The sequence below is a fragment of the Shewanella sp. HL-SH4 genome (assembly GCF_051164845.1).
In the GTDB taxonomy this organism is placed as follows: domain Bacteria; phylum Pseudomonadota; class Gammaproteobacteria; order Enterobacterales; family Shewanellaceae; genus Shewanella; species Shewanella glacialimarina.
In genome coordinates, this window is the sequence record NZ_CP195037.1 from 825,873 (window position 1) to 846,080 (window position 20,208).

Below are 20,208 nucleotides of genomic sequence, written 5' to 3' on the forward strand. Positions count from 1 at the left end.
ATTTCATCATTTAGCTCAGCATAATCGCTGTTATTTTAACCAGCACTATGCGATTTTAATAACTCCTGCTAAAGTAGGCGGCATAAAATACCCAACAGCTTAGCGATTAACTCTTTCTGCATGAGCTTACAATAGCCATTTATTTTGATTCCCAACAACCTTTTCATTAAATAATCTATTGAAATATATGATAAAAAAAATACTTTCCATTTTATTTGTTATTTTTATCTCGGCATGTCAACCAGCCGAAAAACAACAAATAGAAGACATTATACCTTCAGCACCAAAGCACACTGAACTTCGTGTCGGCACGCTTTATGGTCCACAAATTTATCTTAACTCGGAAGAGTTGGGAGAGTCAGGCTTTGATTTTGAAATGGCAAGCAAGTTTGCTGATTATCTAGGTGTACCATTACAAATGGTACCTTTTACGGACCGTAAACAATTATTTAGTGCACTTAAGCAAGGTAAAATTGACATTATTGCTGCCGGTATCGCGAAAACCCCCAACCGCATAAAGCAATTTAAACTTGGCCCAACCATGTACAAGGTTAATCAAGTACTGGTTTATAAAGAAGGCACCCCAGAACCTAAGGATATTGCCAATCTAGCGGGTGAGATCACGGTTGCGTCTAATTCGTCTTCTATACACACGTTAACCCAGTTGCAAAAAAATCATCCCGATTTAATGTGGAATCAAGTAAATGATAAAGACTATGAAGATTTATTTGCCTTAGTGGCCAATGGCGACATCAACTACACTATTGCAGATTCAAACAGTTTATTAATCAACCAACGTTTTTTACCCGAGTTACGTGAAGGTATGATTTTAGAAGAGAAGCTTGAAGTCGTGTGGCTTTTACCACCTGATGAAAGTGATCGCTTAATGAGCAAATTACTGGCTTTTTGGCATAATGAAAAGCGCGCGGGCACCTTAGAGCATTTAAACGAAAAGTATTTTGGTCACGTTAAACGGTTTGATTATGTCGATACCCGCGCTTTTATCCGGGCTATCGATAATGTGTTACCTGAATACCGTAGTATGTTTGAACAATATTCTGGCGACTTTGATTGGCGTAAATTAGCCGCTGCCAGTTATCAAGAATCCCATTGGAATCCTTCAGCTCGCTCACCAACTGGTGTTAGGGGCATGATGATGTTAACGCTTCCTACAGCGGCTTATGTGGGAGTCGATAACCGGCTTGATCCAGAGCAAAGTATTCGAGGCGGTGCATTTTATTTAAAAGATATGATGGAGCGCTTACCTGATACTATTTCAGATAATCAGCGAATTTGGTTTGCCCTAGCCTCATATAATATTGGTTTAGGACACGTGGAAGACGCCCGTAGACTAACAGAATCGATGGGAATGGACCCCGATGCTTGGCGAGATGTTAAAAAGGTATTGCCTTTATTACAGCAATCTAAATATTATAAACAAACGCGCTATGGTTATGCTCGTGGAAGTGAAGCTGTGCATTACGTTGATAGTATTCGTCGTTATTATGACACGCTAGTCTGGATTGATGATCAAACTAAGCAAATAGACATTATCGACTCAGAGCCAACGCCTGAAGCCGTTGCCGACAATATAGAACCACTAGCAGACTCAACAACAACCCCTAAGGGTTAGCATTGATGTTATAATACCAGTCGAAAATGTATATGGAGTCATTATGAAAAGACCACTAGCAAGTAATTTTATGTCTCGCAGACGGGTAATGTTAAAGCTGCAAAAAAGACGTATCAAGAATAGACAGCATATTTTCTTCTCTTTCCAAACTCCGGATGCCTAGGCATCCGTTTTTTTATGTCTATTTTGATAGCTTTAGTTACATCACTTATTGAACCATCAGTTATTAAAATCATAGAGGCTGGAAAGAAAAACTTTGATATTTAACAAATGATTTTTTGCTAAAAAAATATGCTTAACGGCCTTTGATACCATCAGGCTCGATAGCTAACTGCCGTGCTTGTTTTAGGGCTTTTTTCTCAGCTCGGCGACGGGAGAAAAAAGCACTTAACTGATTACCACATTCTGGCGCTAGTACACCAGAAGTCACTTCGAGCTGATGATTAAATGCCGGATGTTGCAGTATATTCATCACACTCCCCGCTGCACCTGTTTTTAAATCATCTGCACCATAAACCACCCGCTTAATACGGCTGTGGATCATGGCTCCCGCGCACATAGTGCAAGGCTCTAAGGTGACATATAAAGTGGTCTCTAACATACGATAATTAGCTAACATTTGACCCGCCTGGCGAATACATTCCATTTCGGCATGTGCGGTAGGGTCGTGATTTAAAATACTTAAATTAAAGCCACTGGCAATCATCACATCATCTTTGACTAATACAGCACCCACAGGCACTTCGCCCTTTTGCTCTGCTAGCTCAGCAAGTTGCATGGCAACACGCATCCACTTAATGTCGATAGCTTCTTGAGTGTCTTTTTCTGGGGTGTTTATCACTTTATTAACCTAGGCAATGATTGTACGGCGCTATTCTAGCAAATAAAAAAGACGCCGAAGCGTCTTTTTTATGAATAAGCAGGCTTAATGCTGACGCATTATTCCCATTCAATCGTTGCTGGAGGCTTACCTGATATATCGTAAACTACTCGTGAAATACCATCTACTTCATTGATAATCCGGTTAGATACACGCCCTAAGAAATCATAAGGTAAGTGTGCCCAATGCGCAGTCATAAAGTCGATTGTTTCCACTGCACGCAATGATACAACCCAATCATATTTACGGCCATCACCCATCACGCCAACAGAACGTACAGGTAAAAACACGGTAAACGCTTGGCTGACTTTGTTGTATAAATCTGCTTTGTGTAATTCTTCAATGAAGATAGCATCAGCGCGGCGCAGTAAGTCACAATACTCTTTCTTCACTTCGCCTAATACGCGTACCCCAAGACCAGGCCCAGGGAATGGGTGACGGTAAAGCATATTGTATGGTAAGCCTAATTCAAGACCAATTTTACGCACTTCATCTTTAAATAACTCACGTAATGGCTCAACTAAGCCCATTTTCATATCGGCAGGTAATCCGCCAACATTGTGGTGTGATTTAATTACATGCGCTTTACCTGTAGCACTACCTGCTGATTCAATTACATCAGGATAGATAGTACCTTGGGCTAACCATTTAGCATTGGCGCATTTTTTAGATTCTTCATCAAAAATTTCAACAAATACGCGGCCAATAATTTTACGTTTAGCTTCTGGTTCTGCTTCTGATGCTAATGCATCTAAAAAGCGATTCTCAGCATCGACATGGACAATTTTGAGTCCAAAGTGATCGCCAAACATCTCTAATACTTGATCAGCTTCGTTTAAGCGTAATAAGCCATTATCAACGAACACACAGGTTAATTTGTCACCAATAGCACGATGCAGCAGCATGGCCACAACCGATGAATCTACTCCGCCAGATAACCCTAAAATAACTTCATCATCACCGATTTGTTGCTTTAAACGCTCAACCGCGTCTTCAATAATCGATGATGGTTTCCAGTTGGCTGGACAACCACAAATTTCAAGGGCGAAATGCTCAAGCATACGCTGACCTTGACGAGTGTGGGTTACTTCTGGATGAAATTGTACGCCGTAGAATCTTTTGTCTTCATTGGCCATTGCCGCAAAAGGACAGGTATCGGTTTTAGCGACAGCAACAAAACCTTCTGGAATGGCTGACACTTTATCACCGTGGCTCATCCACACATCAAGAAGAGGCTTACCTTCGGCGCTAACAGCATCTTCAATGCTTTTAAATAATGCAGAAGTAGTTTGTAACTCTATTTGAGCATAGCCAAACTCACCTTCACCTATGCCTTGAATGACTTTACCACCAAGCTGCTCAGACATAGTTTGCATGCCGTAACAAATACCTAAAACAGGTACGCCAGCGTTGAACACGTACTCTGGAGCACGTGGAGAATTAGCAGCTGTCACACTTTCTGGACCACCCGCTAAAATAATACCATTTGGGGCAAAACCGCGGATTTGCTCTTCGCTTACATCCCAAGCCCAAAGTTCACAATAAACGCCAATTTCACGAATACGGCGGGCGATAAGTTGGGTGTACTGAGAACCAAAATCAAGGATCAGTATCTTATGCTCATGGATATTACTCATGGATTACCTTCAAATATTGATTAATGCATAACCTAAACACAGTGTTTAAGCCATTTGAAATAGTGTCAAACAGAGCGACTTTGTGTCACTCTGTTATCGGAAACTAATCGATTAAGAGCCTGAACGGTAGTTCGGTGCTTCTTTAGTAATGGTCACATCATGAACATGTGATTCACCCATACCAGCTGAAGTCACTCTAACAAACTGCGCTTTTTCATTTAAATCTTTAATGGTCGCACAACCAGTTAGGCCCATACATGAACGTAAGCCACCCATATGTTGATGGATAATTTCTTTCAGCTTACCTTTATAAGGTACGCGGCCTTCAACACCTTCAGGAACTAGCTTGTCTGCAGCGTTGTCGCTTTGAAAATAACGATCTGATGAGCCTTGAGTCTGACCCATTGCGCCAAGTGAGCCCATACCACGATATGACTTATAAGCACGGCCTTGGTAAAGCTCGGTTTCACCCGGAGCTTCATCAGTACCAGCAAACATAGAACCCGCCATGATACATGATGCACCAGCAGCTAATGCTTTGGCTAAGTCACCAGAGAAACGAATACCACCATCAGCGATAACCGGAATACCCAGTGCAAGCACAGCTTCGGCCGCATCAGATACCGCAGTAATTTGTGGCACACCGACGCCAGTTACAATACGTGTAGTACAAATTGAGCCAGGGCCAATACCGACTTTAACCGCGTTTACGCCAGCTTCCACTAACGCTAATGCGCCAGAAGCCGTTGCCACGTTGCCGCCAACAATTTGTAAATCAGGGTATTTAGCGCGGGTGTCACGAATGCGCTGTAATACGCCTTCTGAATGTCCGTGTGATGAGTCAATTAATAACACGTCAACACCAGCTTTTACGAGGGCATCAACACGTTCTTCATTGCCAGGGCCTGCACCAACCGCAGCACCGACACGTAAACGACCTAATTCGTCTTTACATGCGTTCGGCTTACGCTCAGCTTTTTCGAAATCTTTAACTGTGATTAGGCCTTTAAGTTTAAAGTTACCATCAACCACGAGAACTTTTTCAATACGATGAGAGTGCATTAATTTTTGCACTTCATCTAACTTAGTGCCTTCAGCGACAGTCACCAAGCGATCTTTTGGCGTCATCATGTCAGCAACAGTTTTACTCCAGTCAGTCACAAAACGTACGTCACGGCCGGTAATAATACCCACAAGTTCATGGGCATCATTCACCACAGGGTAACCGGCAAAACCATTGCGCTCTGTTAACTCTCGTAGGTCTGTTAAGGTTGTTGCAGGGGTTACGGTAACCGGGTCTTGAACGATACCAGCTTCATAACTTTTAACTTTACGAACTTCTTCGGCTTGTTGCTCAATACTCATATTTTTATGAATAAAACCTAAACCGCCCTCTTGCGCCATAGCGATAGCAAGACGAGATTCAGTCACAGTGTCCATAGCAGCAGACACAAGTGGAATGTTTAGTTCGATTTTATTGGTTAAACGAGTTTTAAGCACAGCGGTATTAGGGAGTACGGTCGAGTGGGCAGGAACCAACAACACATCATCAAAGGTTAGTGCATCTTTCAGTAAACGTAGCATGGCAACATCTCCCTAGTAAGTAGGATTTGAGGTGAAATATTGCGGCGAGATTATACCTTGCATATTGCAGTTGGTAAATGGAAAATAGCTTTTTATTACCCTTAGAATAAGAACAGTCATGAGTGCCACAAAAAACAATGTTTATACCGTCTCCAAATTAAACGGCGAAGTCAGGCAAATTCTTGAAGGTCAATTGGGTAAAATTTGGCTTAATGGCGAGATTTCAAACTTCTCATCGCCCTCATCTGGCCATTGGTATCTGACGCTTAAAGATAATTTCTCTCAAATTCGCTGTGCGATGTTTAAAGGTCGTAATCAAGCAGTGCGTTTTCGCCCTGTTAATGGCCAGCAAGTATTAGTCAAAGGCGCGATCAGCGTTTATGAGCCCCGTGGAGATTATCAATTATTAATTGAATCTATGTTGCCTGCAGGTGATGGTTTATTAGCGCAAGAATATGAAGCGCTAAAAATGAAATTGGCAGCAGAAGGATTATTTGCCGCAGATACTAAACGCCCACTGCCTGATAACATCCAGCGTATTGGGGTAATAACCTCTGCAACGGGTGCAGCCCTTCGCGATGTACTGCATGTACTCGCAAGGCGAGACCCCTCTATTGAAGTTATTGTTTATCCGACACAAGTGCAAGGCGGTCCGGCAAGTCAGTTGATTTGTAATGCGATTCAAATAGCCAATCGGCGCCTTGAAGTGGATGTATTACTATTAACCCGTGGTGGTGGCTCGCTAGAGGACCTGTGGTGCTTTAATAGTGAATTACTCGCCCATGCTATTTATAACAGTTCAATCCCTGTTATCAGCGCTGTGGGGCATGAGATAGATACCACCATCAGTGACTATGTTGCCGATGTACGCGCGCCAACGCCTTCTGCTGGGGCTGAACTCTTATCAAAAGACAAAGGCAATAAAGCCGAAAAGCTGGCATTGATGTTGTCGCGTTTACAACAAAGTATTCGTCATTACCAATTACATCAATCAAGTCGGTTAAATCAACTACAACATCAACTACAACGTCATGATCCCGCGAGACGCTTACAGCAATTTGAACAACGTTTTGATGAAATGCAAATGCGTTTACAACATGCCTTACAACATCGTTTAAACCGTTTGGCGATGCAACAGCAACAATTACACAGCAGGCTACAACAATGCTCACCAGTGAATAGTTTAAAAGTTGAAGCTAATCGCTTACAGTTTTTAGAGACGCGCTTTAATGACGCAGCCAAACAGTATTTTAACCATGCCGAGTTACGCCTCAAACAAGCGGTGCACCACTTAGAGACTGTTAGCCCATTATCAACATTAACCAGAGGATATTCGATAACCAAACACAATGATCATGTGTTAACTGATGCCACCAAGGTGAACTCAGGTGACCGGCTTACAACCCAGTTGAAAAACGGGCAAGTGATATCAAAAGTGATTTGAGCCCATACTATGCTTTAACCCTGTAACGTTTAGGTTGCGGATAATATAATGAAAAGATAAGCTGGAAAATAATGTTATAGATAAGGACTTCTATCAATGAGTATTGATGCAACTTTTGTAGGCCAATTTTTTATTGTTTGGCTAATTATATCTACCGTTATTATAGCTTTACTGGCAAAACGTAAAACAGATAATCCAGCGATGACTACCGCAATAGGTTTTATTGCCAGTTTCATCCCCTTTTTAAGTATTATTATGATGATTGTATTAACACTTAAAAAAGATATATCAGTCAAAGACTCCAAAGAAGTGCCTGCCACATACAAATAACCTCTGACTGCTTATTGAGCTTATTAGTTCGAAAATAAAAAACAGCTTAAACACAAAAGCCACCGCAAGGTGGCTTTTGTGTTTGTTAGCGCATTACGCTGCTAACGACAGCGAGTGTCCAACTACTTACCCATAGGGGTAAGCACAATTTCAACACGACGGTTTTGCGCACGACCTTGCTCAGAATCATTGCTGGCTATAGGGCTTGATTCGCCCATACCTGTAGAAGATACACGTGAGCCACTGACTTTTTGGCTAGTAATATATTGAGCAACTTCGCTGGCTCGCACTTGCGATAAACGTAAGTTATAAGAATCAGAACCTGAACTGTCGGTGTAGCCAATGACATTTAAGCGGGTGTTATCATATTCTTTGGCAACTAATACCACACTGTTTAATACTGATTTAGCGCGCGCACTCAGTACAGTTTGATCAACCGCAAAGGTCACATCATTAGGCATATTAAGGATAATATTATCACCATTACGGGTGACACTTACGCCAGTCGATTTTAACTGCTTGCGTAATTCAGCTTCTTGCACGTCCATGTAATAGCCAATACCACCACCTAACGCAGCACCCGATGCGGCACCAATGGCTGCACCTTTAGCACGATCTTTTTTACTTGATGATGCCACGCCAATAACGGCTCCACCTATTGCACCAATAATGGCACCGTTAGTTGCTTTGCTGTTTTCAGCTTCACCTGTATAGGGATTAGGTAGTTGGCAACCCGATAATAAAAGCGCACCTGATGCGAATACAACTTTAACAACATTGCTCATTACTTTATGACTCATTATTTACTCTCTTTTTAAAACATTTAGCGGCTATTAACACCACTTTTTAACATCACCTGTAAACTTAGTACGTGGCAATGTTCGAAATGAAGGTGATTGTAACGATTACTCGCTTCTTTACTATCTTTATTACTTATGATTTTTTAGAGACATCACCTGTCTGCTGAATAAGCCTGCAAATAGTAGTAATAATACGCCCCATGACAGACTTCCCCCCTCAACTATCACCACTTCTTCAACGATGACTTCTTGATAAATTACATCACGATCACTGCTTTCTAATGCCAAGGCATATAACCCATCAGATTGATCTGCGCTTAAGGTTGCAACCACATCGGTATAACCGTACTCATATAAATCGATTAGCACATCGTAATAATCAGTTTTATACCCTTGGCTCAATGTGGTCAGCACTTCAAAATCATCATCTTCTGATTCACCATAAATGGTAAATACATCGGTAGTGTAATAATACTCCCAAGGCCCTCCGTTACGGCTTAAATACATCTCGGCATACACATTGGCCGGTTCATTAAGGGTATAACCATACACGTCAGCATCGAATGTCACGCTAAAGGTTTGGTAGAATCCGTCTTGATCAATATCGTCAAACAAGCGGCTATGGGCTTGATAGACAGAGAAATCGCGATAACCAACATAGGTTTGCTGTTGCTGCTGAACCTGTAATTGAGTTACCTGAGTCAGTTTAGTTGCATTCTTAGTTAGGGCGGGCTTTTGCTCAGATAACTTCAGCTCAGGTAGCGCGATTGTTCCTTGTTGATATGCTGCAATACGTGCATCACGGTCTATCAATAATGGTTTACTTACACTTTGGTTGTTATTGAGTCGCTTTGCGCTTTGCTTAAGCTTTTCAATTTGATTTTTTCTGTCTTCATTAACAAAAGTCGCAGCTTGATTGTTAACCACTCGACCTTCACTTACAGCATGCGGCGTAGATATATTATTATCGGCGATAACCAATGACGATGCGCATAAACTGCCCATAATCATGCTACCAATAAGAACACCCTTTACTTGTGTCGCTAATCTTGAGTAATTCGACTGCATAATAATTCCTTAATGACTTCTCGCTTAAGTGCATTAAAGACTATTCAAAATGAATCGAAGCTGAACGAATAGAAAAATTTTATATTCAGTCTGTATTCATTTTCATTATTCGATAATCAATCTTATCGTTTGTTAACGGTTTCTAAACTGAAGAGGATCTTTTACACTGATGATTGATTTTGCAAAAAATGACTCACCATTATTGTGATCGCAGTGAATCCTTCAACCGCGTACTAATTTGGCTAAATGGAATAACACATGAATCTGGCTCCCTTAAAAAGCGTAATGATATTGGTATCCCTGCTGTGTAGCTTGCTATGCATTAGCTTGCCTAGTTCCGCTCAAATATCGTCAGTTGTGCTTAACCTTGCCGTGTTGCAGCAACCCGGACCACAAAATAATAAGCAGCAAAATTTAGTGATAAGAAGCCCTCAACAAGCCTCAAGTCGTGCTCAAAGCCAATTTGGTGGCAAAGTATTGCGGGTACAGTCAAGCCAAGTGAATGGCAACCCAGGGTATAGTGTTAAATTACTCAGTAATGATGGCGTAGTGTTTTATGCTAGCGTAAATGCCGTTACCGGCGCAGTGTCGAGGAATTAACAATGCGCATATTATTAGTTGAAGATGACTTAAGCTTACAAGCCAATCTAGTCCTGCATTTACAACAGGCAAATTACAGTGTTGATGTAGCATCTGATGGTGAGGACGGCTTATTTCAAGCCCAAGAAACTCTATTTGATGCGGCGATTATCGATGTCGGCTTACCTAAAATTGACGGCATTAGCTTAATTGAACAATTACGTCAGCAAGGGATCAGCTACCCTATTTTAATTTTAACGGCTAGAGATGGTTGGCAAGACAAAGTAAAAGGTTTAGATGCTGGGGCTGATGACTACTTAACCAAGCCTTTTCAAGTAGAAGAATTATCCGCTCGTTTAAATGCACTGATTCGTCGCTCTGCCGGGCAAGCCAGCCCTGTTATCAATAACGGCCCTTTGCAATTAAATACCCGAACATTAGCGTTAAGCCTTCTGCAACAGCCAATCACCCTAAGCAGTTCTGAATTTAAATTGTTTGAATATTTGATGTTGCATCAAGGTGAAGTTATTTCAAAATCGACTTTAATTGAACATATTTACGACCAAGACTTTGATTTAGATTCTAATGTTATTGAAGTATTTATTCGCAGGCTTAGAAAAAAACTCGACCCCGACAATCAATATCAATTGATTGAAACCTTGCGTGGCCAAGGTTATCGCCTGCGTTCTTTGCAAGATTAACCATCATGACAGCAACTAGGCATTGGCGACATTCACTCAAAGCCCGCTTTGTATTAAGTGGCTTGTTACTGATAGTGGTGTTATTGCCAGCTATTGGTTTTACGGTCAATAAAGCCTTCGAGAGACAAATCGCCTTATCGATAGAAAACCAGCTAAATGCCTATATGTATAGCATATTGGCGGTCACAGAAGTCGACAATGGCGACGTCAACATGCCTCCTCATTTGGTCGAAAATCAATTCAATGTTATTGGCTCAGGTTTATATGCATTGGTCAGTAATGAACAACATAAAGTGGTGTGGTCTTCAGGGTCTTTTTTCGGCCTTAAAACCCCAACGCTACAACAACCACCGGTCGGTGAAAGCCAGTTTTACCGGATTAAAATAGATAAAACTAAACATGTTGTGTTTAGTTTTACCGTTAGCTTTGCCCTTAACAAGCAACTTATTCCCATAACAATCCACATCATTAAAGATGAATCAGATTATCAATTACAGGCCCGTGAGTTTAATCGTACTCTGTGGAGTTGGATTGGTATATTGATGCTATTTTTAGTGGCAATTCAAGCTATTTGGCTGGCATGGACACTTAAGCCTTTACGCCAGTTCAGCGATGAAATAACCCTGGTTGAACAAGGTAAACTGACTGAACTTAATCAACAGTATCCCAATGAATTAAACATTCTTGCAAAACAGCTCAACGTGTTATTGCATACTGAACAGCAACAACGTAAACGCTATCGTAATGCCTTATCAGATTTAGCCCACAGCTTAAAAACCCCATTAGCAGTGATTAAATCTCAGCCCGAATTAAATCAAGATAGCCATGAGCAGCTTGATCATATCAATCATATTATTGGTTACCAGCTGAAAAAAGCACAAAGCGTCGCCGCAAATGCCTGGCACTTAGGGGTTAATGTCGACGACACCGCAACAAAGTTAGTCCGTACCTTAAGTAAAATTTACCATGACAGTCACAAGGATATTGATTATCAGCTCACGCAACATAATGACCAAGCTGCGATTTTCAAAGGCGACAGTACAGACTTAAGTGAAATGATAGGCAACTTACTTGATAACGCCTGTAAAGCAGCAAAATATCAAGTATTACTAACTGTTGAAACCACCATAGATTCCTTACATATCATTGTAGAGGATGATGGACCAGGGCTGACTGAAGTACAGCAAACCTTAATATTTGAACGCGGAGCGCGTGCTGATACTTATCAGCAAGGTCACGGTATTGGGCTGGCGATAGTGAGTGACTTAGTCAATAGCTATCAAGGAAAACTGAATGTCGGTAAATCAAACGATTTAGGTGGCGCAAAATTTAGCCTAACATTTACATTATAAAATTCTGCTTTCAGCTTATGTTCATTTTCAGTTTTGTATTATCACCCTAACTTAGCCAGAGTGTTGGAGATAATATGAAATGGACTAACTCACTACCGTCACTATTTATACGCATATTTGCGATGATGTCAGTTGTCATTATTGCCATGCCATTGTTTAGTGCCCACGCTGCTCAATCAACATCTGAGCAAAGACAACAAGGTATCGCTGAAGAGACTATTTCAGAAGCTGAACTTGCGCAAATACTCGCCCCTATCGCGTTATACCCTGATAGTCTGTTAACTCACATTCTGATTGCCACTACCTATCCATTAGAGCTAGTCCAGGCTAATCGCTGGGTGAAAAAACAAAAAGATCTCGATGTCAGCACCAGAATGCAGTTTGCTGAAGGTCAGTCATGGGACCCTAGTGTTATCGCATTAACCGCTTTTCCTAGCGTATTAGAAAAGCTAAATAACGACCTTGATTGGGTTCAAAACCTAGGGGATGCCTTCTTGCAAGATGAAGAAGCCGTATTAGCCATGGTGCAAACCTTGCGCCGCCAGGCGGATGACGCTAATAGCTTTGATAACATGGACAATATGCGAGTCACCAAAGTAGAGAAACAGATCATTATTGAGCCTGCTCAGCCAGAAGTGATTTATGTGCCTTACTACGACACTCGAGTGGTTTATGGTAACTGGTATTGGCACGCTTATCCGCCAGTATATTGGTACACCCGCCCAGTCTATGCATACCACAGACCCATTTATTGGGGACCTAGTGTCTATGTTAATTTTAACTACTTCTTTGGCTCTGTACATTGGTCTCAACGTCGTGTGGTTGTGATTAATCACCGTCATAGCAATTACTATCAACCTTCACGTAAAATTGCCTACAGCAGTGGTGCGAAGCGCTGGAAGCATCAACCTACCCATCGCCATGGGGTAGCCTATCGCAGCAGCTCGGTGAGTAAACGTTATGATTCACCACAGCGTTATCAACAACACCAACAGGCGAGAAGCATGCGTAATAACACGCAGCAAGCACAAAGCAGAACACTGAACAAAGAGCCACGTTCACATAACAGTCAAGCGGCTTATAAAGTGGATAATTCACCTCAGCATAGAGTGAATCAATCATTACAGCTAGCGGGCAAAGAACGCCAAAATTATTCAAATAACAAAATGACTCGAGATGATGCATTCATCGGCAATCGCTCGGGCAATATCGAAGAGCGCCAATTAAAGAATAGAGAGTTAAATAATAAACAGTTGAACGATAAACAGCTGAATACTAAACCCAATACTACTCCTGGCCAACACGACCGAGTCAGTCGCGAACTGCAGCGCCAAAAGGAACCTGCACAATATAAAAACAATGATAGAAACACCAGAACGACTACACAAGTTACGCGTACACAAAACCAATAACGCTGACCAACAGCCAGCTAAAGCGTCGAGGGAGCTGAATAATACCAGAGAGCTGTCGCGTCAAAAACCGAGTAATCAGAGCTTTAATAACCAAATATCAAGTAAGCCGAGCCATCAGGTAGCACAGCCGCCAGCAAGACAAGAGATTAACAGGCAGGCCAGTAGTAATAGGCAAACAGATAGCAGTAGGCAGTCATCGGCGAGAACTGCGCCACAGAGACAACCTAGCCATAATACCAGTGGTTCAAAATCGCGTGGAATCGAGCGTTAATAATAATAATAGTTTGTCTAGTGCAAAAAAGCTAACACGATTGTGTTAGCTTTTTTTGATCATCATTTGGCCCATAATTAGCAGACTTTACTAATCCGTTATAGTTAAGCTTGAGCGCTAGGCTAATATTAACATCATAGCGCCATCGTCGTGGTGACAGTAAAAATGCGAATTAAAACGGATGATCAACCATTATCCACACATTAGTGCCTTCATCCGATTTTGCTAAGTCAGTGCGGATAACTAATCCAGCCATCATGGCTCGAATTGATACCCCATAGTCATATTTTATATCGCTTAATAATTCACTCGCCTTATACGACTCTGCCACTCGCCCTGCTTCAACAAAACCCACTAACTGAAACCAATCTAAGTGCAAAAAACGTAACCAACGGATATCTTCGATTGGGTTGGCCTTCAAGGTATAACGATACTCAGCAGTGCCATAAATAACCGCTTTATCATGAAAACGATTTTGATCGTAGCCGCGCATACGATAAAAACCACCTAAAGTAGCCCCTTCATTATAGGGGGCGCTATTTGTGACTCGGCGATCATTATTGTCATTATATTCTAACTCCCAGGACGGCGAGTAACCGGTCCAGAAATTCAAAGCAATGACCCTTTGGCTAGCATATTCAGAAGGACCTATAGAGAAGTACTTACTAACATCTAAATTGATAAAAGACCACTGGCTATCTGACTCTAACCATCCTGCATCATGGGAAATGGATAAGTATTGACTGCTACCGTATGACGGGTTAATCGGAAAATCAGTATTGTCGTATAAAATGCCTAACTCGATAGCATGGACTGCCCCATCGAGTTTGTCATTTTCAAATTCAAAACTCTGGTAGCGGTTAAATTGCCTAAGCACTAATACCGAAGCGCCAGTGGTTAATGGGTTCCATTGACTGCCACCGCTTGGCGCTGAAACTAATAAACCATTTTTAATCTCATAATTGACCAAGCCACCTGCTTCCGTGGCTCCCCAAGGTAAAGCGTATTCTAATTTAATATCAAACCAATTGGACGAGCCATTAGCTTCTAAATATTGCTCCGCAGAAGAATCATTACTACCTGAAAGTGGCATATGTTGATCAATAAAACTTTCTCTAGGATCAGCATAAGCGCGCTGCTGTGGATAATAGCCGATCATGCCGTAGACACTTAAAAAAACCGATCGGTTTTAGGTAACATAAAGTTCCATACCCCACCACCAATCCCGCTACTGACATCACCGGTAAAACCCGTTAACCCCAGCGTCATTTGATCTTGATAGTAACCACTTAACATGGCACCCACACCTAAATTAACTCCCATAGTATCGGTGCTAAAAGCATAAGGTAAAATGAGTTGTTCTCTCACTTTTGCGCTATTGTCTATCCGATTCACTGAAGATTTAACATTCGCAGCGGGTGCGGCATGAATCATCCCAGGATAGAGAAAAGCCAAAACGATTAATACTCGGTATTGTCTGTTCATTAAACTCCCTAGCGGCTAAATCTATAGAGACTTAAAAAATCACATAAAATATTGAAACGCTCAAAAATATATTAGCTATCATCGAATCATTATACCGCTTCAGTAGCCCATACTAGAAAGCTTGATTTAATATAAACATCATTAAGCTTTATCTAATAAGCAGACCAATAGGCAGGCATGTTAAAAATAAAAAAGCCTGAACAAGTCAGGCTTTTTATGAATCACAATCTTATTTGCGATCACGAATATGGCTAGTAGCACGTTTACGACGACGCTCTTGGCTTAAAGTTAACTTCTCGCCACGGCCTTCAAACGGGTTAGCACCTTCATGGAAACGTAATTGAATTGGCGTACCAACCACCTTCAATGAACGGCGGAAATAATTCATCATATAACGCTTATACGAATCGGGTAACTTAGTTACCTGGTTACCGTGTATCACGACGATTGGCGGATTATAACCACCAGCATGGGCATACTTAAGCTTAACTCGGCGACCATTCACCAATGGTGGCTGGTGATCATCTTGAGACATTTGCATAACACGAGTCAACATTGAAGTACTCACACGACGTGTCGCACTATCATAAGCTTCTTCAATAGATTCATACAAATGGCCTACACCCGTACCATGAAGTGCAGAAATAAAGTGAATACGAGCAAAATCGATAAAACCTAAACGGCGGTCTAATTCGCTTTTTACGCGGTCTTTAATATTTTGATCAATACCGTCCCATTTATTTACCGCGATAACTAATGCCCGGCCAGCATTTAGGGTAAAACCTAACAAACCTAAATCTTGCTCGGCAATACCTTCATGGGCGTCAATAACAAGTAACACAACGTTACAGTCTTCAACGGCTTTAAGGGTCTTAATAACAGAGAATTTTTCAATGACCTCATGTACTTTACTGCGGCGACGAACACCTGCGGTATCGATAAGGACATACTCACGACCTTCACGTTCCATCGGAATATAAATACTGTCACGGGTGGTACCAGGCTCATCATAAACAACAACCCTTTCTTCACCTAAAATACGGTTAATAAGCGTTGATTTACCGACATTGGGTTTACCAATAATCGCTAACTTTATCGGCAAGCTTTGTAAGCGAGCTTGTTCAGCCTCAGCTTCTTCTTCAGTATATTCACGCTCAACTACATCACCGGTATCTTCTTCGATACGAACAATGCCCATAGCTTCAGCATAAGGTGTTAAGGCGTAATCAATCATGTTGGTAACGCCACGGCCTTGAGCCGCGGCCATTTGATACACTTGACCTAAACCAAGCGACCAAAACTCAGCACACTCAGAGTCACCGTCAATACCATCGACTTTATTAGCCACAACAAAGGTGACTTTATCGCGACTACGTAGATGTTGAGCGATAGCTAAATCAGCAGCCGTTAAGCCTGCTCTTGCATCGGTCATAAACAAAACAACATCAGCTTCTTCAATAGCAGCTAATGACTGCTCTGCCATTTTAGTTTCGATCCCCTCTTCTGAGCCATCGATACCGCCGGTATCAACCACAATGAATTCATAGCCAGCTAAAAACGCTCGGCCGTATTTACGGTCACGAGTTAAGCCAGGAAAGTCGGCGACTAATGCATCACGGGTGCGTGTTAGACGATTAAATAACGTCGATTTTCCGACATTGGGTCGCCCAACAAGGGCCACTACAGGGATCATGATTTTGCCTCTAAAATACTTCTCAATAAAAAGCCCCCAGAAAGCTTCCAGGGGCTCTAATAGAGTACATTATACTCTATTGTCTAAAAATTGCTGCTGCGAAATTATTCGTCAGCAGCAACTTCTTCGTTTGTTGCAACACTGCCGTCACCGTTTAGGGTTACAACAGCTAATGTACCATTGCGAGTTTGTAGATAAATTTTATCATCTACAACCAAAGGTTGGCCATATAAGCCATCGCTATCAACTTCAACTCGGCCAACAACGGCACCGTCTTCACGATTTAATACATGAAGATAACCTTCAAAATCGCCTACAATTAAGTACTGACCAATAATGGCTGGTGAAGTAAGTTCACGATTTTTAAGGGTCGAATTGCTCCAAAGTTCCAGTCCATTGCGGCGATCAACCGAATAAATTCGGCTACGATCATCCACTAAATATAAACTTAAACCGGCTTCTGCAAGTTCGTTAAAACTTGAATACTTACGTGACCAAATCACTCGACCAGTGCGTAACTCCATGGAAACTAAATTACCGTTATAGCTAATGGCGTATAAATTGTCCCCTAAAATCAATGGCGTCATATCCACATCAGCCATGCGGGTAAATTCATTACCGCCAGTTGGGGTAAAAATAGCTTGCTCCCAAGCAATTTGGCCACTGTTTTTAACTACAACAGCAATTTTACCATCAGCAGTACCAATAAAAAATCCACCAGCTTCATATGCCGCCGACCCTGTACCGCGTAGGGTTAGATTCGGAAGCTGCATGTCATGGCTCCATAACTTTTCGCCACTGTCGATATTAAATGCTTCAAAAGCACCTTTACTACTGTGAACAGTCACGACATCTTCTGCAACTGTGGGCGCAGATAATAATTCACCGTTAGCTTGTACTGACCAAACAACATCACCTGTTGCTTCATCCAATGCCACTAACAGACCGGTTTCACCGCCCACAAAAACTTTGTCACGTGCAGCGGTAATACCGGCGGCTAAACGTATACCTTTGGTTTTAATGTTCAGTTTTTCTTCAAACTCGCTAGAAAAGTCCTTTTCCCATACTAACTCTAGGGTTTGCTGATCATAGGCACTCACATTGCCGTTGCGATCTGCTACAAAAATTTTGCCATAACGTATTGCTGGACGAAGTTGTGAGTAATAATCACCTACGCCATTACCAATACTGGTACTCCAACTCACTTGAGGGAATACACTTGCTTGAATTTCGACTAGCTCACTAACCGGCTCTTCTTCAACATCGTTTGAAGAACACCCAGAAATAAGGGCCATACCTAACCCAACGGCAAGGAAATTTTTACACCATAACTTCATTGGGTAATTCCTTATGCTTTGTTTAGGTTATCTAACTTCATTGTCAATGCTGGATTAGTTAATGCACCGCCATTATCAATTGCTGTTTGATATGCCTGTTTTGCACTGTCTACATCGCCTTGACGAATCAAAAAATCACCTTTTAATTCTTCGCGTTGCGATTTGAACGCATCATCAGTGACAGCCTCCAATGTTTTTAATGCAGTGCCAACATTGTCTTGCTCAGCTTGTAAGCGTGCTAAACGGATCGTTGCCACCATATCTATACCTGAGCCAGGCTTAGCGACAATAACGCGCTTATAAGCATCTTCAGCCTTAACAAAATCACCAGACTCAACAGCCGCTTTCGCTGTCATTAATTCCAGTAATGCTTGGTAACCTTTTTGGTCATGAGCTTTAACGAAGCTTTCAGCACCTTCAATAAATAATGCTGGATTGGCTGCATTAACAACCAATTTATCAAAAGATTCAGAGGCTTCTTCTGATGCGGTCACTTTCATATCAGAATAAGTATTCCAGCCATATAAACCGCCTAAACCTACTACAGCGCCGACTATAATAGATGCGCCATAATCTTTACCGAACTGCTTGATAGCATCTACTTGTTGTTCTTCTGTGCTATAAATTTCCACGCGCACTTCCCCTTTCTAAATCAGTTCTGCAATTTTAGCTACCAGCTCACTGCGGGTAACTAATTGTTGTTCGTTATTGTTTCTTAACGGCTTAATAGCCACTTGATTATTGGTAATTTCATTCTCACCAATAATTAACGCAAATTGTGCACCGCTTTTATCAGCACGCTTCATCTGCTTTTTAAAATTACCACCGCCACAATGACTCATGACTTTAAGGCTTGGTAGCCCCTGACGCAACTCTTGCGCGACTTTAATCGCTTCAACAAGACAATTATCGCCCATTGCCGTGACATAAATATCAACTTCTGGAGCAATATCATCATTAAGCTCTAAGGTTTCAAGCAGCAATACAATGCGCTCTAATCCCATAGCAAAACCCACTGCGGGAGTATCTTTTCCACCTAATTGACCAACTAAGCCATCGTAACGGCCACCGGCTAATACAGTACCTTGCGAGCCTAAACTGCTTGTTACCCATTCAAATACTGTGCGGTTGTAATAGTCTAATCCACGCACTAAACGCGGATTAATGGTGTATTGGATACCCACAGCGTCTAAGAGTTCACATAATGTTGAAAAATGTGTTTTCGAGTCTTCACCTAAGTAATCCATTAACGCTGGCGCATCGGACAATAAAGCCTGCACTTGCTGATCTTTAGAATCGAGAACACGAAGTGGATTAGTATACATACGACGCTTGCTGTCTTCGTCAAGCACATCTTTGTGTTGTTCTAAAAACGCAATTAATGCATCACGATACGCGGCGCGCTCTGCTGGATCACCTAAGGTATTTAATTCTAATGATACGTGATCTTCAATGCCTAACTGCTGCCATAATCGCGCTGAAAGCATCAAGACTTCTGCATCAATATCAGCACTACCAATACCGTAAATTTCAACACCAAACTGATGAAATTGGCGATAACGCCCTTTTTGAGGACGTTCATGGCGGAACATAGGTCCCATATACCATAAGCGTTGCTCTTGGTTATAGAGTAAACCGTGTTCATTACCTGCACGCACTGTTGATGCAGTACCTTCAGGTCGCAGTGTTAAACTGTCACCATTACGGTCCTCAAAGGTGTACATCTCTTTTTCAACAATATCGGTGACTTCACCAATAGAACGTTTGAAAAGTTCGGTACTTTCTACAATCGGAGTACGAATTTCGCTATAACCAAAAGCACTCACTGAAGAGCGAATAATCGACTCGACTTTTTGCCAAACTGGACTTTGGGTGGGTAGAAGATCATTCATACCACGAATTGCTTGGATTTGTTTTGCCACAGGTAACTCGTCCATTCTGTTGCTAAGCTAACTGCATCTCAGTTAGCTGATAAAAAATAACCAATACTGTAACCCTAAAA

The 20,208-nt window shown here is 41.7% G+C and carries 18 protein-coding genes; 7 read left to right on the forward strand and 11 right to left on the reverse strand.

What is annotated here, in order from left to right; all coding sequences use genetic code 11:
• Positions 1 to 187 precede the first annotated feature (187 nt).
• Complete coding sequence (mltF, locus tag ACRWQL_RS04585; RefSeq protein ID WP_434952599.1) at positions 188 to 1,633, forward strand: membrane-bound lytic murein transglycosylase MltF; 1,446 nt, start codon at positions 188 to 190, stop codon at positions 1,631 to 1,633.
• A 295-nt stretch (positions 1,634 to 1,928) separates the two neighbouring features.
• Here mltF and tadA read toward each other — a convergent pair whose 3' ends face one another.
• The 3 genes from tadA to guaB all read right to left on the reverse strand — a co-directional run bounded on the left by tadA (position 1,929) and on the right by guaB (position 5,734).
• Positions 1,929 to 2,471: a tRNA adenosine(34) deaminase TadA gene (gene tadA / locus ACRWQL_RS04590; RefSeq protein ID WP_434953335.1), complete on the reverse strand. Its 543-nt coding sequence runs from the start codon at positions 2,469 to 2,471 to the stop codon at positions 1,929 to 1,931.
• Positions 2,472 to 2,572: 101 nt separating this feature from the next.
• Positions 2,573 to 4,150 (reverse strand): glutamine-hydrolyzing GMP synthase, encoded by a 1,578-nt coding sequence (gene guaA, locus ACRWQL_RS04595; RefSeq protein ID WP_434930202.1) that lies wholly within the window; start codon positions 4,148 to 4,150, stop codon positions 2,573 to 2,575.
• Between the two features lie 111 nt (positions 4,151 to 4,261).
• On the reverse strand, positions 4,262 to 5,734 hold the full coding sequence (guaB, locus tag ACRWQL_RS04600; protein WP_226410523.1) for an IMP dehydrogenase: 1,473 nt from the start codon (positions 5,732 to 5,734) through the stop codon (positions 4,262 to 4,264).
• A 118-nt stretch (positions 5,735 to 5,852) separates the two neighbouring features.
• Here guaB and xseA point away from each other — a divergent pair, with 118 nt between their 5' ends.
• A complete protein-coding gene (gene xseA / locus ACRWQL_RS04605) occupies positions 5,853 to 7,178 on the forward strand; it encodes an exodeoxyribonuclease VII large subunit (protein ID WP_434952600.1) in 1,326 nt (441 codons plus the stop codon).
• 96 nt (positions 7,179 to 7,274) lie between these two features.
• Positions 7,275 to 7,508 carry a hypothetical protein gene (locus ACRWQL_RS04610; RefSeq protein WP_434952601.1) on the forward strand — a complete coding sequence of 78 codons (234 nt, stop codon included), beginning with the start codon at positions 7,275 to 7,277 and terminating at the stop codon, positions 7,506 to 7,508.
• Between the two features lie 122 nt (positions 7,509 to 7,630).
• On the opposite strand, the gene ACRWQL_RS04615 is transcribed toward ACRWQL_RS04610, so the two are convergent.
• Together ACRWQL_RS04615 and ACRWQL_RS04620 are read right to left on the reverse strand one after the other, a co-directional pair.
• Complete coding sequence (locus ACRWQL_RS04615) at positions 7,631 to 8,308, reverse strand: OmpA family protein (RefSeq protein WP_434952602.1); 678 nt, start codon at positions 8,306 to 8,308, stop codon at positions 7,631 to 7,633.
• Positions 8,309 to 8,437: 129 nt separating this feature from the next.
• Complete coding sequence (locus tag ACRWQL_RS04620) at positions 8,438 to 9,376, reverse strand: choice-of-anchor H family protein (RefSeq protein WP_434952603.1); 939 nt, start codon at positions 9,374 to 9,376, stop codon at positions 8,438 to 8,440.
• Positions 9,377 to 9,634: 258 nt separating this feature from the next.
• Between ACRWQL_RS04620 and ACRWQL_RS04625 the strand changes: the two genes are divergently transcribed.
• From ACRWQL_RS04625 to ACRWQL_RS04640, 4 genes are all read left to right on the forward strand, one after another.
• Entirely contained in the window at positions 9,635 to 9,976 is a 342-nt protein-coding gene (locus ACRWQL_RS04625) for a PepSY domain-containing protein (RefSeq protein ID WP_434928675.1), read from the forward strand.
• 2 nt (positions 9,977 to 9,978) lie between these two features.
• The gene (locus ACRWQL_RS04630) at positions 9,979 to 10,656 is read left to right on the forward strand and encodes a response regulator transcription factor (protein ID WP_434952604.1); all 678 of its coding nucleotides are present in this window, start codon (positions 9,979 to 9,981) and stop codon (positions 10,654 to 10,656) included.
• A gap of 5 nt (positions 10,657 to 10,661) precedes the next feature.
• Positions 10,662 to 12,008 carry an ATP-binding protein gene (locus ACRWQL_RS04635; protein WP_434952605.1) on the forward strand — a complete coding sequence of 449 codons (1,347 nt, stop codon included), beginning with the start codon at positions 10,662 to 10,664 and terminating at the stop codon, positions 12,006 to 12,008.
• Between the two features lie 74 nt (positions 12,009 to 12,082).
• A complete protein-coding gene (locus ACRWQL_RS04640) occupies positions 12,083 to 13,420 on the forward strand; it encodes a DUF3300 domain-containing protein (RefSeq protein WP_434952606.1) in 1,338 nt (445 codons plus the stop codon).
• Positions 13,421 to 13,863: 443 nt separating this feature from the next.
• Here the strand turns inward: ACRWQL_RS04640 and ACRWQL_RS04645 are convergent, their stop codons facing one another.
• The 6 genes from ACRWQL_RS04645 to hisS all read right to left on the reverse strand — a co-directional run bounded on the left by ACRWQL_RS04645 (position 13,864) and on the right by hisS (position 20,128).
• Positions 13,864 to 14,850, reverse strand: a complete 987-nt coding sequence (locus ACRWQL_RS04645) for a BamA/TamA family outer membrane protein (protein WP_434952607.1) — start codon at positions 14,848 to 14,850, stop codon at positions 13,864 to 13,866.
• Between the two features lie 11 nt (positions 14,851 to 14,861).
• Positions 14,862 to 15,176: a hypothetical protein gene (locus tag ACRWQL_RS04650; protein ID WP_434952608.1), complete on the reverse strand. Its 315-nt coding sequence runs from the start codon at positions 15,174 to 15,176 to the stop codon at positions 14,862 to 14,864.
• A gap of 229 nt (positions 15,177 to 15,405) precedes the next feature.
• Complete coding sequence (der, locus tag ACRWQL_RS04655) at positions 15,406 to 16,869, reverse strand: ribosome biogenesis GTPase Der (RefSeq protein WP_226410532.1); 1,464 nt, start codon at positions 16,867 to 16,869, stop codon at positions 15,406 to 15,408.
• 104 nt (positions 16,870 to 16,973) lie between these two features.
• Positions 16,974 to 18,206 (reverse strand): outer membrane protein assembly factor BamB, encoded by a 1,233-nt coding sequence (gene bamB / locus ACRWQL_RS04660; protein ID WP_434928669.1) that lies wholly within the window; start codon positions 18,204 to 18,206, stop codon positions 16,974 to 16,976.
• A gap of 11 nt (positions 18,207 to 18,217) precedes the next feature.
• Positions 18,218 to 18,838, reverse strand: coding sequence for a tetratricopeptide repeat protein (locus ACRWQL_RS04665; RefSeq protein ID WP_434928668.1), 621 nt, complete (start codon positions 18,836 to 18,838; stop codon positions 18,218 to 18,220).
• A gap of 15 nt (positions 18,839 to 18,853) precedes the next feature.
• On the reverse strand, positions 18,854 to 20,128 hold the full coding sequence (gene hisS / locus ACRWQL_RS04670; protein WP_226410535.1) for a histidine--tRNA ligase: 1,275 nt from the start codon (positions 20,126 to 20,128) through the stop codon (positions 18,854 to 18,856).
• Between the last annotated feature and the right edge of the window lie 80 nt (positions 20,129 to 20,208).

Bases quoted from the DNA above. Each gene is read 5' to 3' on its own strand.
- ACRWQL_RS04635 (WP_434952605.1), top strand. From the start codon at position 10,662: ATGACAGCAACTAGGCATTGGCGACATTCACTCAAAGCCCGCTTTGTA.
- ACRWQL_RS04610 (WP_434952601.1), top strand. From the start codon at position 7,275: ATGAGTATTGATGCAACTTTTGTAGGCCAATTTTTTATTGTTTGGCTA.
- guaB (WP_226410523.1), bottom strand. From the start codon at position 5,734: ATGCTACGTTTACTGAAAGATGCACTAACCTTTGATGATGTGTTGTTG.
- guaA (WP_434930202.1), bottom strand. From the start codon at position 4,150: ATGAGTAATATCCATGAGCATAAGATACTGATCCTTGATTTTGGTTCT.
- xseA (WP_434952600.1), top strand. From the start codon at position 5,853: ATGAGTGCCACAAAAAACAATGTTTATACCGTCTCCAAATTAAACGGC.
- mltF (WP_434952599.1), top strand. From the start codon at position 188: ATGATAAAAAAAATACTTTCCATTTTATTTGTTATTTTTATCTCGGCA.
- ACRWQL_RS04640 (WP_434952606.1), top strand. From the start codon at position 12,083: ATGAAATGGACTAACTCACTACCGTCACTATTTATACGCATATTTGCG.
- ACRWQL_RS04630 (WP_434952604.1), top strand. From the start codon at position 9,979: ATGCGCATATTATTAGTTGAAGATGACTTAAGCTTACAAGCCAATCTA.
- ACRWQL_RS04625 (WP_434928675.1), top strand. From the start codon at position 9,635: ATGAATCTGGCTCCCTTAAAAAGCGTAATGATATTGGTATCCCTGCTG.
- ACRWQL_RS04620 (WP_434952603.1), bottom strand. From the start codon at position 9,376: ATGCAGTCGAATTACTCAAGATTAGCGACACAAGTAAAGGGTGTTCTT.
- bamB (WP_434928669.1), bottom strand. From the start codon at position 18,206: ATGAAGTTATGGTGTAAAAATTTCCTTGCCGTTGGGTTAGGTATGGCC.
- ACRWQL_RS04645 (WP_434952607.1), bottom strand. From the start codon at position 14,850: ATGATCGGCTATTATCCACAGCAGCGCGCTTATGCTGATCCTAGAGAA.
- ACRWQL_RS04615 (WP_434952602.1), bottom strand. From the start codon at position 8,308: ATGAGTCATAAAGTAATGAGCAATGTTGTTAAAGTTGTATTCGCATCA.
- der (WP_226410532.1), bottom strand. From the start codon at position 16,869: ATGATCCCTGTAGTGGCCCTTGTTGGGCGACCCAATGTCGGAAAATCG.
- ACRWQL_RS04650 (WP_434952608.1), bottom strand. From the start codon at position 15,176: ATGAACAGACAATACCGAGTATTAATCGTTTTGGCTTTTCTCTATCCT.